The 13,523-nt window shown below is 46.5% G+C and carries 16 protein-coding genes; 4 read left to right on the top strand and 12 right to left on the bottom strand.

The window, feature by feature from the left end:
* The first annotated feature begins 36 nt into the window (after window positions 1–36).
* From ygfZ to BBC0122_RS04335, 3 genes are read left to right on the top strand one after another with little or no spacing between them, the layout of a single operon-like run.
* Window positions 37–912, top strand: coding sequence for a CAF17-like 4Fe-4S cluster assembly/insertion protein YgfZ (ygfZ, locus tag BBC0122_RS04345; RefSeq protein ID WP_077991675.1), 876 nt, complete (start codon window positions 37–39; stop codon window positions 910–912).
* A complete protein-coding gene (locus tag BBC0122_RS04340) occupies window positions 913–1,533 on the top strand; it encodes an HD domain-containing protein (protein WP_077991674.1) in 621 nt (206 codons plus the stop codon).
* Window positions 1,530–2,057, top strand: coding sequence for a tyrosine phosphatase family protein (locus BBC0122_RS04335; RefSeq protein WP_335617820.1), 528 nt, complete (start codon window positions 1,530–1,532; stop codon window positions 2,055–2,057). The genes BBC0122_RS04340 and BBC0122_RS04335 overlap by 4 nt, the downstream gene beginning before the upstream one ends.
* 57 nt (window positions 2,058–2,114) lie before the next feature.
* On the opposite strand, the gene panB is transcribed toward BBC0122_RS04335, so the two are convergent.
* The 9 genes from panB to BBC0122_RS04285 form a co-directional block, all read right to left on the bottom strand.
* Window positions 2,115–2,936, bottom strand: a complete 822-nt coding sequence (gene panB, locus BBC0122_RS04330; RefSeq protein ID WP_077991671.1) for a 3-methyl-2-oxobutanoate hydroxymethyltransferase — start codon at window positions 2,934–2,936, stop codon at window positions 2,115–2,117.
* Window positions 2,933–3,793 carry a pantoate--beta-alanine ligase gene (panC, locus tag BBC0122_RS04325; RefSeq protein WP_077991668.1) on the bottom strand — a complete coding sequence of 287 codons (861 nt, stop codon included), beginning with the start codon at window positions 3,791–3,793 and terminating at the stop codon, window positions 2,933–2,935. Before panC ends, panB begins: the two co-directional genes overlap by 4 nt.
* Before the next feature lie 60 nt (window positions 3,794–3,853).
* On the bottom strand, window positions 3,854–4,342 hold the full coding sequence (locus tag BBC0122_RS04320; RefSeq protein ID WP_077991666.1) for a GlcG/HbpS family heme-binding protein: 489 nt from the start codon (window positions 4,340–4,342) through the stop codon (window positions 3,854–3,856).
* A gap of 647 nt (window positions 4,343–4,989) precedes the next feature.
* Window positions 4,990–5,724 carry a DNA repair protein RecO gene (recO, locus tag BBC0122_RS04310; protein WP_077991662.1) on the bottom strand — a complete coding sequence of 245 codons (735 nt, stop codon included), beginning with the start codon at window positions 5,722–5,724 and terminating at the stop codon, window positions 4,990–4,992.
* 2 nt (window positions 5,725–5,726) lie between these two features.
* Window positions 5,727–6,632: a GTPase Era gene (gene era / locus BBC0122_RS04305; protein ID WP_077991658.1), complete on the bottom strand. Its 906-nt coding sequence runs from the start codon at window positions 6,630–6,632 to the stop codon at window positions 5,727–5,729.
* Complete coding sequence (rnc, locus tag BBC0122_RS04300; protein WP_077991657.1) at window positions 6,625–7,332, bottom strand: ribonuclease III; 708 nt, start codon at window positions 7,330–7,332, stop codon at window positions 6,625–6,627. The genes era and rnc overlap by 8 nt, the downstream gene beginning before the upstream one ends.
* A gap of 8 nt (window positions 7,333–7,340) precedes the next feature.
* The gene (gene lepB, locus BBC0122_RS04295) at window positions 7,341–8,132 is read right to left on the bottom strand and encodes a signal peptidase I (protein WP_077991656.1); all 792 of its coding nucleotides are present in this window, start codon (window positions 8,130–8,132) and stop codon (window positions 7,341–7,343) included.
* A 67-nt stretch (window positions 8,133–8,199) separates the two neighbouring features.
* Window positions 8,200–8,610: a holo-ACP synthase gene (gene acpS, locus BBC0122_RS04290; protein ID WP_077991654.1), complete on the bottom strand. Its 411-nt coding sequence runs from the start codon at window positions 8,608–8,610 to the stop codon at window positions 8,200–8,202.
* A 2-nt stretch (window positions 8,611–8,612) separates the two neighbouring features.
* Window positions 8,613–9,218: a DUF2062 domain-containing protein gene (locus tag BBC0122_RS04285; protein ID WP_077991653.1), complete on the bottom strand. Its 606-nt coding sequence runs from the start codon at window positions 9,216–9,218 to the stop codon at window positions 8,613–8,615.
* A 173-nt stretch (window positions 9,219–9,391) separates the two neighbouring features.
* On the opposite strand from BBC0122_RS04285, the gene BBC0122_RS04280 reads away from it, so the two are divergent.
* Window positions 9,392–10,588, top strand: coding sequence for an MFS transporter (locus BBC0122_RS04280; RefSeq protein WP_077991650.1), 1,197 nt, complete (start codon window positions 9,392–9,394; stop codon window positions 10,586–10,588).
* A gap of 76 nt (window positions 10,589–10,664) precedes the next feature.
* Here the strand turns inward: BBC0122_RS04280 and hemN are convergent, their stop codons facing one another.
* The 3 genes from hemN to pyrE form a co-directional block, all read right to left on the bottom strand.
* Entirely contained in the window at window positions 10,665–11,999 is a 1,335-nt protein-coding gene (hemN, locus tag BBC0122_RS04275) for an oxygen-independent coproporphyrinogen III oxidase (RefSeq protein WP_077991648.1), read from the bottom strand.
* Between the two features lie 72 nt (window positions 12,000–12,071).
* Window positions 12,072–12,824: a helix-turn-helix domain-containing protein gene (locus BBC0122_RS04270; RefSeq protein WP_149866636.1), complete on the bottom strand. Its 753-nt coding sequence runs from the start codon at window positions 12,822–12,824 to the stop codon at window positions 12,072–12,074.
* A gap of 90 nt (window positions 12,825–12,914) precedes the next feature.
* The gene (gene pyrE / locus BBC0122_RS04265) at window positions 12,915–13,493 is read right to left on the bottom strand and encodes an orotate phosphoribosyltransferase (protein ID WP_077991645.1); all 579 of its coding nucleotides are present in this window, start codon (window positions 13,491–13,493) and stop codon (window positions 12,915–12,917) included.
* Window positions 13,494–13,523 lie beyond the last annotated feature (30 nt).

Below are 13,523 nucleotides of genomic sequence, written 5' to 3'. Positions count from 1 at the left end.
ACCGATTACGTAAATGCGAGAAGAAAGGCAAGGAAAATGCTTGAAAGTCACTGCTCTCTTACCCTCGAAAACCACCGTCTATTGACTGTTACAGGCGATGATAGGACGCATTTTTTGGAACGTCTGATAACCACCGATGTCGAAAAAATCGGCGTTGGCGAACTATTGCCCGGCGCCTTACTGTCACCACAAGGTAAAGTGCTTTTCGATTTTCTGATTGGCCGGTCCGACACTGCTTATCTCATTGATATTTCTGCGAGCCTTGCCGACAATTTTATGAAACGGTTGAACCTTTATCGAATGCGTTCCAAAGTGGAAATTAATGAATCTCCTGAATCGGTTATCCGGATTTTCTGGCAAAAAGATTCAGCTACTTCGGAAAGTGATTCAAGTTTTGTCGATAAACGCTTTCCGCCACAAGAAAAAGTTATCCGCACTTATGGAAAAAAACTGCCCGCCCGCCCCTTTTCGCAAACAGCATCCGATCAATGGGATCTTCTGCGAATAAAATATGGAATTGCCGAAAGCGGAAAAGATTTTAATGTCGGCGATGTTTTCCCGCATGACATCAATTTTGACGAGACCGGCGCCATTTCTTATAAAAAAGGATGTTATATAGGACAGGAAGTGGTGTCGCGAATGCACCATAGAGGCACTATCCGTCGCCGGATGTTGGTGGTCGAAGGAAAAGACAATCTTCCGAATGCGGGTTCTATTGAATGTGACGGCAAAACGATTGGCAATCTTGGCACAGTCATTGGTAACCATGCCTCGGCAATTGTGCGGATTGACAAGGTGAAGGCAGGCATTGATAAACACATTCCTTTTTTCGTGGAAAATGTGCCCGTAACTCTGACAATAGCACCCAATATGAATTACAGTTTCCCCGATGAAGTGTCGGAAGGTGAATGAATGGCTGATGCCGAAATAACCCGTAATGGAGAAGCCCGTGCCTGGCAACGCATGTTGTCAGGGCGAAGACTGGATCTCATCAATCCATCTCCTCTTGATGTCGAGATTAGCGATATTGCTCACGGTCTTGCACGTGTTGCGCGCTGGAATGGACAGACAAAAGGCGAATATGCCTATTCTGTTGCACAACATTCGTTATTGGTCGAACAGATTTACCGGCGCCTTAATCACTCGGCAACGGCCGAAGAAAAGCAACTCGCGCTTCTCCATGATGCGCCTGAATATGTCATTGGCGATATGATTTCGCCCTTCAAAGCGGTTATGGGCGGGAGTTACGAAATCATAGAAAAAAGGCTTGAAGACGCAATCCGTATCCGTTTCGGCCTTCCCACCGAACTCACAAAAAAAACCATAAAACAATTAAAACATGCCGATCGTATTGCTGCATTTTTTGAAGCAACAAGGCTTGCCGGCTTCAGCAAGGAAGAAGCAATCCGTTATTTTGGCGAACCTGATGCGATCAAACCCGAAGGGCTTGATCTGGTACCACGACCAACTCCGCAAATAGAGGGCGCGTTTCTCGCCCGTTTCAACGCTATCGAACAAGAAAGGAAGCAATGATGGCCTATCTTGTCGTATCACCGCTTTCAAAATTGGCTGAAACCGCCCTTCGGCACTCTCCCCGCGAACTTGTTACCTTGATGAATAAAGGCACCGCAATGGAACGCCCCGCCATGATTGCGGAAAATTGCCATTATTACCTTGAATTCAATGATATTAATGAACCGCAAGACGGCCTTGTTGCACCCACTGAAACCGAAATTTACAAGCTTCTTGATATTGCCGGTAACTGGAACCGTTCCCATCCGCTGCTGATAAATTGCTTTTTGGGAATATCACGCTCAACGGCGGCTGCATTTCTGATGGCCTGTGCACTCCAGCCGCAAAAAAGCGAAGCCGACATTGCCAAACTTCTACGCCAAAATTCGGCTACTGCCACGCCTAACAAACTCATGGTCGCACTTGCTGATAAAATACTCGGCCGCGGCGGGCGCATGAGTGCCGCTATTGCGGATATTGGACGCGGGGCAGAAGCTTTTGAAGGAACACCTTTTATTCTGCCTATCGAAAATCAGGCCGGATGAGGTAAAATAGTCCAGCCTGTTTTTAAAGCGGGAATTTTCGTTTACGAAAAAAATATATTATTCGTCGAGCTTTGCATAGGTCTCGTTCGGGCCAGGGAAGGTGCGGGCTTTCACATCATCGGCATAATGTTTGATCGCCTCGCCATATTGCTGTTCAAGATTGGAATAACGGCGGACAAATTTTGCAACAGAGTCACCAAATCCGAGCATGTCTTCCATAACCAGAATTTGACCATCACATTGGTTGGAAGCTCCGATGCCGATTGTCGGAATAAATAAATCATGTGTTATTTTTGCCGCCAAGGGTTCAACAATACCTTCGAGAACCAAAGCAAAAGCTCCTGCTTCAGCAATTGCAGCGGCATCACTCTCGATGCGAGGCCAGTCACTTTGACGGCGGCCCTGCGTTTTAAATCCACCGAAGCTGTTGACGTATTGTGGCATCAGGCCGATATGCCCCATCACCGGTATTCCCCGACGAGCCAGAAAGCGCACAGTTTTCGCCATTTCGGCGCCACCCTCCAGTTTGACTGCGCCGCAACCGGTCTCGGACATCATGCGGGAAGCATTTGAAAAAGCCTGTTCGGGACTCTTTTCATAGGAGCCGAACGGCATATCAACGACAACCAGCGCATGTTTTGAGCCGCGAACCACAGCCTGCCCGTGCAGAATCATCATATCGACAGTAACGGGCAAAGTTGAATCATAGCCATGAACCACCATGCCGACACTATCGCCGACAAGCAGAAAGTCGCAATAAGAATCGGCAATCCGCGCGCTATAGGCCGAATAGGCTGTCAGCGAAACAATCGGCTCGCCGCCTTTTCTTGCCCTGATTTCCGGTACTGTTACACGTTTGATGCCATTCTGTGCGCTCACTCTCTGTCACCCTCTTTGAATAGATATTGGTCTATCAACCTGACAGAACCAAAACGCACCGTCAACAAGAGTACGACCGGTTTAACAATCCTGTCTTCGACTTCTTCCAGTGTCGCCGCATCACGAAAATCTATTGCTTCCGGTTTCGCTCGTGGTTCACTATTCAAAACCTCTGAAATTCTTTGACGAAGAGTGGCTATTTTTTGCTCCCCTTCGCGAAAAAGCCGGGCTGCGACTTTCAAGCTTCGAGGAATAACGATTGCGGCTTTGCGATCTTCCGGCGTCAGTAATGCATTGCGCGAAGAGCTTGCAACGCCGTCTTCATCGCGCAGAATAGGCACACTTTCTATTTTTACCGGAAAGCACAAATCTTTTACCATTTGGCGGATGATAACTAGCTGCTGATAATCTTTCTCGCCGAAAAACGCCAAATCGGGTTGTGCAATATTGAAAAGCTTGGCGACAACTGTGGTGACGCCCCGAAAGTGTCCGGGACGCAATTTGCCAATCAGGATGTCGGATAATCCTTCGACTTCGACACACGTCGCGTTTCCTTCCGGCCACATTTCTTCTACTGAAGGCGCAAACACATAATCGACACCGGCTTTTTCAAGCAAGGTGCAATCCCCCGCCAGATCGCGAGGATAAGCGCTGAAATCTTCATCCTGTCCGAACTGTTTGGGATTAACAAAAATCGAAACAACGGTTTTTTGACACATTGACCGAGATTTCGACACAAGTGACAAATGACCGTTATGAAGTGCCCCCATGGTCGGGACGAGACCTATCGTCCGGCCATCTTTTCTATCTTCTGCCAATTGCTGGCGAAGGTCGTCAATTCTATTGAAGATTTTCATGTCCATGCATTCCGCTAAAGCGATGAGACCACCAAAAATCGACAACTATGTCGAATGGAATTATTTTGCCGGTATGACACCGTAGCCGGCAACCATTGCTTCGGCAATTTTTACTTCCATTGCATTGGTTGCGCCGCTCACACCGACTGCGCCGACAACGATGTCGTTATTTGTTACCGGCACACCACCACCAAGAGGAACCATATGCGGAGTGCTGGCAATAGCGGGTTCGTCTCCGTTGACGCGTTGCATATTGACCGATGTTTTCACTCTGAACAAAGCCGCCGATTTGGCTTTGGCAATGGCTGCATCAACACAACCATATGGTGCGCGATCCATCCGGTCAAATGCAATAAGGCTACCACTCGGATCGACAACAGCCATACAAACATTGACTTTTAATGTATCCGCTGACGTATGTCCCTTGGCAATCAATCCACGTGCGTCATCAAGCGATAAGACCGATGTCATATATTCAGCCATTGCTGTAGACGACAGGACAGACGCGACAAATGCCAAACAAATTATTTTCTTGAACGGTTTTTTCATTGGTTTTTCCATTACAGTGATGTTTTCAATTTATATAGTCGCGAGGCGGTTCCATCCGACAATAGGCCGATATTGCGCAACTTCTATAATCAAAATTCCGAGATTTCCGAGTTTGCTTGGTAGCGATATTTGGCCGGATGAAGATGTCGACAAAAGTGCCACGAACACAATTTTTTGTTTTAAAAGAGCCGGACATTTTCAAAGCCATATGCAATCTTCAAGACCGTATATTCAGATGAAACAACAATAATACAGCCGGACGGTTCAGTTTGCCAGTTTTGCAAACTTGTCATTAAAAAAACAGAGATTCGTAAAAGAAATACTAAATATAGTGTTTTTCCAATGCAATCCGCGACAAAGCGTAAATGTAAAACGGAAATGAACAGTGATCGGTCTTACCGACTGTTTTATGGCCGATAACTATGCCCTTTTCCAGGAACGAAAAATAGCTTTTTACACGTTATAACCCCGAACTGTTCTGCTCTTTTCAAAAACCTTCTGCTTTCCGGTTCAGTCAAAAAGAACAGTTTTCTGTTAAAATATATCTGCTTTGGTTATCGGCAATAATCGTGGCAAGATTATTATCCTTACAAATTTCATTGTTAATTTCGCCAAATATGATCTGCCCGCAATGAACAGAACCTCAATCAATCGCCTTCAAAAACACGCGAAAGCATTTCAATAAAACGATCGCGAACCTTCGGCGGTTCAATGCCGCGCGCGTTCCAGACATTACGCATTAAAAAATAACCGGTTAACAGAAAGCCGTTTTTTATGTCTTCAACCCCTTCCGGTCGTCCCGATTTTTTTAACAGAAATTCGGGAAGAGGTAACAGTTTGTCTTTCCATGGCGCTCCTGCTTCTGCACAAATGGCCCGCGCAGTTTTTGGCGAGACATATTTCAAATTTTCGCGTGTTCCGGTTGCTCCGCATTTTGATAGATCAAGCCCGAAACCCATGGCCTCCAGCAACCGCATCTCGAATCTCACCATCAATTCACCGACGATAAGTTCGCTATCGCTATTTTCGATCAACAGTTCAAATATATCGTAGAGTGCCGGATAAGGATCGCGTTCCGGCAGAAGCCTGATATGGGCGGCAGCCAATTGCAAAGCGTATAAAGCGTGTGGCTCCAGCATCATACGAGATGCATTGAAATCAACCGGTTCGAGTTTAAAAATACCGAGATGTTCATCAAGCCTTGCCCACCAATCGGCAATAACTTTGTTTCCCGGCTGGAGAACAGCACTCATCTTGCGCGATCTCCCGCCCTTGACCAGCCCCAGATGCCGACCGTGAGAACGGGTTAACACTTCAACAATGGCGCTCGTTTCACCATGCTGCCTCGTGCCAAGAATAAAAGCCTGTTCTTTCCATTGCATCGCTAGTTTGAATAATCCAATCCCATTTCGCGATAGCGTTCCGGATCATCACTCCAATGGTCACGCACTTTGACAAAGAGGAACAGATGCACTTTTTGCTCGAGAATTTCCATCAGTTCCTTTCGGGCTGCCTGCCCTATTGCTTTGATCGCTTCACCTTTGGTACCCAAAACAATCTTTTTCTGCCCCTCGCGCTCGACATAGATGATCTGGTTGATCTTGACCGATCCATCAGGTCTTTCTTCCCAGCTCTCGGTTTCTACCGTGGAAGCATAAGGCAACTCGTTATGTAAACGCATATAAAGCTTTTCACGCGTAATTTCTGCTGCGAGTTGCCGCATCGGCATATCGGATATCTGATCTTCCGGATAATACCATGGGCCTTCCGGCAGCTTTTTTGCCAGACAATCAAGCAAATCGTCACAACCGGTGCCCTTCAACGCGGAAATCATGAAGGTTTCGGAAAACTGTTGGCCTTCATTCAACTTTTGTGCAAGTTCAAGGAGCGATGGACGAGGCACAGCATCAACTTTATTGATAACCAGTATTTTTTCCTGTTTTATTCTGGAAAGTGACGTAAACACCTCTTCTGTTTCTTCGTCCAGACCTTTGGTCGCGTCAACCAGAACAAGTACAATATCGGCGTCTTTTGCACCGCTCCAGGCGGTTGTGACCATCGCCCGGTCAAGACGTCGTTTAGGGAGAAAAATTCCCGGTGTGTCAATAAGCACAATTTGTGCATTGTCGTGAATGATAATACCTTTAACAAGCGCACGCGTCGTTTGAACTTTATGCGTGACGATCGATACTTTTGTTCCCACCAGACGGTTGACAAGTGTTGATTTACCGACGTTGGAAGCGCCGATCAAAGCAACAAAACCGGAACGGGTCTTTTGATTATCATTCATCTTTTTGACTTTCGGTTTCTTTCCAGACACCTTCGCGTACCAGAAGTTTTTCTGCTGCATTCCGTTCGGCTTCCCGCTTCGACCGTCCACGCCCCGTTTCCGGAGCAAATCCGGAAACCCGAACCTCTATATCGAAAATCGGGTCATGATCCGGCCCATGCCGTTTAAGCACCCTATATTGCGGTTGCGCTCCATTTTGCGTATGCGCCCATTCCTGCAATTCGGTTTTTGCATCTCTGCGGGCAGCACCCGATTGACGGGCACGCTCTTCCCAATATCGACGAATAAAGGGGCGCACCGCATCAAGCCCCCCGTCAAGATACATCGCCGCAATCAACGCCTCGACAACATCGGCGTGCATATTTGCCAATCTTCGTTCATCAAGATTTTTCATTTCGGCGCCCACATAGACAATATCGGGCAAACCGATTTCTTGCGCAATTTCGGCACAAGTCACCGCATTGACAAGCCCGTTCAAGCGAACAGACAGTTCACCTTCACTGGCACGCGGGTAGAACCTGAAAAGCATTTCGGAGACAAGCAGTCCCAGCACCCTATCGCCTAAAAATTCCAGCCTTTCATAATTGCCATGTGTTTGATCCTGAACGCTCGAATGTGTCAGAGCACGTCTTAAACGTTCTTCGTTCAAAAATTTGTGGCCTGTCGATTTTTCCAGTTTTTCGACTTTTTGGTGATCCATCTTCATACCTATTTATCAGGCGGAAAATATTTGATTGTGTTCACCGACGAAAACAATCTGCTCCACCTTATATCTACTGGCCAGCGCCAGATTTTCCATGCACTTGCACCGTTTCCTATCGAAAAGAAAATAAGATTGGCGCGGCCGACCAAATTCTCGTATGGGACATAGCCGACATTCATGCGGCTGTCGTCCGAGCGGTCACGATTATCCCCCATCATAAAATAATAGCCTTCTGGCACCTCGAACACTTTGGTATCGTCGAGTTCGGGATAAAACTCCATATCGAGTGTATTATAGGTCACGCCATTCGGCATGGTTTCGCGGTAAACATCGACAGGTCTTGAAACTTCGGTCACATCGGCATTGGTAATTTGTCCGACGAGTTTACGCGGTACTGCTTCATCGTTAATATAAAGCGTACCGTTGCGAACCTGTATCCTGTCACCGGGGAGGCCTACAAGTCTCTTGATATAATAATCGTTTATTCGGTTCGGCGGGCGGAACACAATAATATCGCCCCTTTTCGGTTCACTGCCGAAAATACGTCCCGAAAACAGATCGGGCGAGAACGGTATAGAATAACGTGAATAACCATAGGCATATTTGGAAACAAAAAGATAATCGCCGACAAGCAATGTCGGGCGCATCGACCCCGAAGGTATTGTGAAGGGCTGGAAAAGAACGGTTTGAAACAGAACAGCAATAATGAGCGCCTGTATGACAATAGAGATAAATTCGCCAGCTCCCCCGCTTTTTTTGTCTTTGGGAGAAAGAGTGGTGTTTTCCATTTCGTTCATTTCCATTTTGCCTTTTATAATAAAGCTCACTCTATTGTTTATGGATTTCGGTTATTGGTATAACGTTTCAAGCAATATCTCCAAGAGAGACTGCCTCGATAATGACGAAAGCTTGAGCCCAAGGAAAATCGTCTGTAATTGTCAAGTGGATCACAGCTTTATGTCCTTCAGGTGTCATTTTATCAAGAAATATTTTCGCGTTATTGGTGAGCATTATTGTGGGTTTGCCACCCGGCAAATTGACAACCCCCATATCTTTCCACCAGACACCGCGCGAAATTCCGGTACCAAGTGCCTTGGCACAGGCTTCTTTGGCGGCAAACCGCTTCGCATATGACGCAACACGATTCTTCCGGCCTTCCGATCTTTTCTGTTCGATCGGCGTAAAAATACGATCAATAAAACGTGTTCCATGGCGCGCAAGTGTCTTTTCAACCCTGCGAATATCGATCATATCATTGCCGATGCCTATAATCACTATCAAGCACCCTGTTTCTGGTCTTTTTTCAACCGCATACGAACTTTTTCAGCCATTTTCTCCTGCCGGTGCTTCTGGAAGCGTGCTGTTGCCCGATAAGCACAAATATAGGCCAGACTTCCCAAAAACAATCCGAGTATAAGTCCGCCAAACAGAATGGGTTTCATCACCGTGTCCCATGCTTCAAGAAGTATGACCCAGGCTTGCGAGACAGACAGCCCCTCGAACATTGCTCTGATTTCGGTGAGAGGTATTCCGTCGACATTGCCAAAAAGTGCAAAACAGAAATGTCCGAGTTTATAGTCGAGCATGACTATCGGCAAGAATGTCAACGGGTTGGATAGCATTGTTCCGAGAATAGCAGCAGCCACATTGCCGCGCAAAAGCCATGTTACAATACCGGCCAGAATAATGTGAAAGCCGAATAATGGCGAGCTTGCCGCCAATACACCGATTGCTAACCCCAATGCCACTTGATGCGGTGTAGCAGAGATGCGTAGCAGGCGTTTTCCATAATATTTCAAAGAACGCGAAAATGAACGCCGTGGCCAAAGCCACAAACGTACGCGTTCCAGGAAACTTACAGGTTTTCTTCGGCGAAAAAGCATTTTTTTGTCATAAACGCCCTGAAAGCCGGAAACAATGTTTAATATTCAAATTATTGCCCTCACTTAAAAAATTCACTTCTATACAAAAACACAATCACTTTACCCGACAGTTTTTATCTTGCCGACTATTTTTTTAAAGTTAAAAAATATCCTTCCACGGGAGTGAGGAAGCCATGAGCATAATAAACAGCAATGCTGATCGACAAGTGGAAACCACATTCATTTCAATCATCCTGGCCGTCAGTTGTGGACATTTTCTCAATGATGTCATGCAATCCATGCTTCCGGCAATTTATCCGATCTTACGCGAAAACTATGGCCTCACCTTTCTCCAGATAGGTATTATTACGGCTGTTTATCAAATGACCGGTTCGGTTTTACAACCGGTTATCGGCTTTTATACAGATAAAAAACCCAGTCCCTATTCACTGCCTTTTGCTTCCGCGTCAACCATGGTCGGGCTTCTTCTGCTCGCTAATGCACATCATTATTACATATTATTGATCGGTTCGGCCTTTGTGGGGCTAGGTTCTTCCATTTTTCATCCCGAAGCTTCGCGCGTTGCGCGTCTGGCATCCGGCGGGAAATATGGTGTGGCACAATCAATTTTTCAGGTTGGCGGCAATTGCGGTTCGGCAATCGGTCCGGTCATTGCAGCGGTTTTCATAAGCCAGCAACAACGCATCGGCTGGCTTTCCATTCTTGCCTTTTTTGGTATCATCATTCTGACTTTTGTAAGCCACTGGTATGCCAATAACCTCAAAAGACGTTTGACCAAAAAAGCCTCCGCCGATCGACATCATCTGCCCAAAGCGCAGGTTCGTAACGCCTTGTTCGTTCTTGTCGGTTTGATGTTTGCCAAATATGTATACATGGCCAGCATGCAGAATTATTATATGTTTTACACAATGGAGAAATTCGGCGTCAGTCTTCATCAGGCGCAACTTCTGTTATTTCTTTATCTTGGCGGAATCGCGATAGGCACAATATTCGGTGGCCCCATTGGCGATCGAATCGGCGCAAGAACAGTCATCTGGGTATCAATTCTGGGCGTATTTCCTTTTACTGTCATTCTGCCCTATGTGAACTTGCCTTTCACAGCGATTCTTACCGTGATTATCGGAATGATTCTGGCTTCGGCATTTCCGGCAATCGTGGTTTTTGCACAGGAACTGCTGCCTGGAAAAGTCGGAACTGTCGCAGGGCTGTTCTTTGGTCTTTCCTTTGGAATCGGAGCTTTATCGGCTGCCGCACTTGGTCGTGTGATGGATATTGTGGGGGCACAAACCATGTTTGAAATTTGCTCTTATATGCCGGCTTTGGGACTTATTGCGGTTTTTCTTCCCAAAATACGCACAGGCCATGCTTGACGTAAAACACCACCCCGACGACAAGAAAATATCACCAGCCTGATATTGCCTTGATATTGCGTAACCCGATTGATTATTACACAGCAGCACTGAACTGTGCGATATTTTGCTGTCTATAGGCATCAAACAGGCTGGCAACTGCGCGAACAAAGGGGCGACCTTCGTCTGTCATCTCGATAAGGCCGTTGTGTTCGAGCGCCAATCCGTCAGCAATGATCGGTTTAAGTCGTTCAAGAGCATCGGCAAATTTTTCTTTGCCACCGAATTTCGAGAGATCCAGTTTGAAGTTGCACATAAGTTCGGCAATCATCGCACTGCGTAGCCGATCATCATCATTTATTGCAATACCGCGAACTGTTGCCATTTCATTTGCATCAATTGTGCGCCGATATTGCGCGATACCGGCAACTGTCTGGGCAAAACCGTCGTGGAACTCGGAGATGGAAGAACAACCGAATCCGATCAAAACCGGACAATCATCGTCGGTATAGCCTTGAAAATTTCGATGCAAATTATGTTGTTTGGCAGCAATTGCCAAATTATCATCAGGTAGAGCAAAATGATCTATGCCTATCGGCATATATCCCGACGCGACGAGATTTTTTTCAACTGCCTCGGCCTGATAAAAACGCTCAAGCGGACCAGGTAACAATGCGGCATCAATAAGCCGCTGGTTGGCACGTCTTTTCGGCAAATGTGCATAACCATAGCAGGCTATACGGTTCGGACGATAGTCACCGATTGTCCGGCATGTCTCGTTGAGTGTTTCGATTGTTTGAAGCGGCAGACCATAGATCAAATCGAAATTGATATGTTCAATTCCTGCCTCGCGCAGATAATCGACAGACCGTTTAACCACCGCCGCCGGCTGGATTCGCCCGATTGCTTTTTGAACCTGCGGGTTTACATCCTGCACACCAAGACTTGCCCGATTGACACCCATTTCCAACAAGGTATTGACAAGGTCACGGGTAACGGTCCGCGGATCAAGCTCGATGGCATGTTCTGCCTTTTCATCAAATGCAAAAAATTCGTGTAACGTTTCCATAATTGCCTGAAAAGATTGACGCGGCAAAATCGAAGGTGTCCCGCCGCCCCAATGCAAATGCACGACGCGCGGCTTACCCTGTAAATGCTGTGCCTGTAGCCTTATATCTTTTACAAGACTATCCGCATAACCGGCAATTGCATCATCCTTCCTTGTTGCCTTCGCATGGCAACCGCAATAGTAGCAAAGCTGCCTGCAATAGGGCACGTGAATATAGAGTGAAACAGCTTCATCAGGCTTGATTTTACCAAGCCATGTTGCCCGCTGTCCATCGCTGACAGTTACAAAATCCGCAGCTGTCGGATAGGAGGTATAACGCGGGACCGCCAATGTCGCGTAATGCAACAGTGTTTCCGTTTTCATGTTATATCCTTCCCTGTTGGCTGAAGAGATCCGTTAATTCACATTCCCTACAAAATAGTCATCGACAAGGTGTTATTCAACCTCGCCGGTAATTGCCGCTGTCTGTTTCAGCATCATCTTGTCAACAATTTCTACCTGATTGGCAGAAATCAATTTTATTATCCCCTGCACTTTCAGTTTGGAAAAACAGCGGCTCACAGTCTCGATTGTTAAACCGAGGTGGTCGGCAATATCTGTTCTGTTCATCGCCAAAGTGAGAGGTGACGCCTTCAACCGGTTATCTTCCATACGCCCGATGAGATCATAAAGAAAACGCGCTACTTTCTCGACCGGCGACAACCTGCTTAATATAAGCTGGTTCTCATATGAGCGTTGCAACGCATTTTTTGCCATATCAAGCACACGATCCCGAACCTCGGAATGTTCGCGAAGATAGGCTTCGATCATTTTCCGATCAAACGAACAGACATGAACCGGCGTAACGGCTTCGGCGGTCAAAATATGATTGCCGCTTTCAATAAATCCCAGAAAATCACCGGCAAAAGCAAATCCGGTAATGCAACGTCGGCCATCATTCAAGGTTTTCACCAATCGCACCGCGCCGGAAACAATTGTATATATTTTTTCTCGTGGGCAACCTTCCTGAAAAATAGTATCCCCTGTTGAAAAGCTCTCGCGCGTTTTAAGATGTTCAAGTTCGAGCAAGTCTTCATCGTGCAGCGGCGCACACACTGCCAAATCGTGCACCATACATGATTGGCAACGCCCCGCATCCTTGATGTTCCCCGAACAATCCGGACAATATTCGTCAGTCCTAGAAGTCAAATTTGCTACCCATCAATGATATTGTTGAATACCCGCAGACTTTTTCTCAACTCAGCATAAATGAGATAAGATGAAAGTTAAAGAAAACAATTATATATTTCTGCTGCCAGGCTTGACAGCCGGTATTTTTGCCAATTCTTCCGGTATTTGGTCGGCCGGATAGGAAGGAACAGCATATTCTGCTAGCGGAATAAGAGGCACTCCGACATCAACTTTTCCTGCCGAGCGGTCAACAATACAAGCGGCGGCGACAACATCGGCACCCGCTTCACGCATAGCTTCAATGGTTTCGCGAATGGAAAGGCCCGTTGTCACAATATCTTCCACAATAACCACACGTGAACCTTCAGGAATATCGAACCGGCGAAGGCGGAATTTTCCGTTTTCGCGTTCAACCCAAATAGAAGGCACTCCAAGATGCCGCGATGTTTCATAAGACGGGATCAATCCGCCGATTGCCGGACCTACAACGTAATCAATCTTACCCGCAACATTTGCACGTATTTTTTCGGCAAGCGCACGGCATAGTTTTTCAGTCATATCGGCATGCATGAAAACTTTCGCTTTCTGCATATAGATTGCGCTATGCCGACCGGAGGTCAAAATGAAATGGCCTTCCAATATGGCACCCGCTTTTTTAAAAATATCCAGCACATCTTGCGTATTCATGAATAAACCTCAGTCATTTTCGCGGTGTAA

The sequence above is a fragment of the Ditibartonella choladocola genome, assembly GCF_002007565.1.
In the GTDB taxonomy this organism is placed as follows: Bacteria; Pseudomonadota; Alphaproteobacteria; order Rhizobiales; family Rhizobiaceae; genus Bartonella; species Bartonella choladocola.
This window is presented reverse-complemented; position numbering and strand designations above follow the sequence as displayed.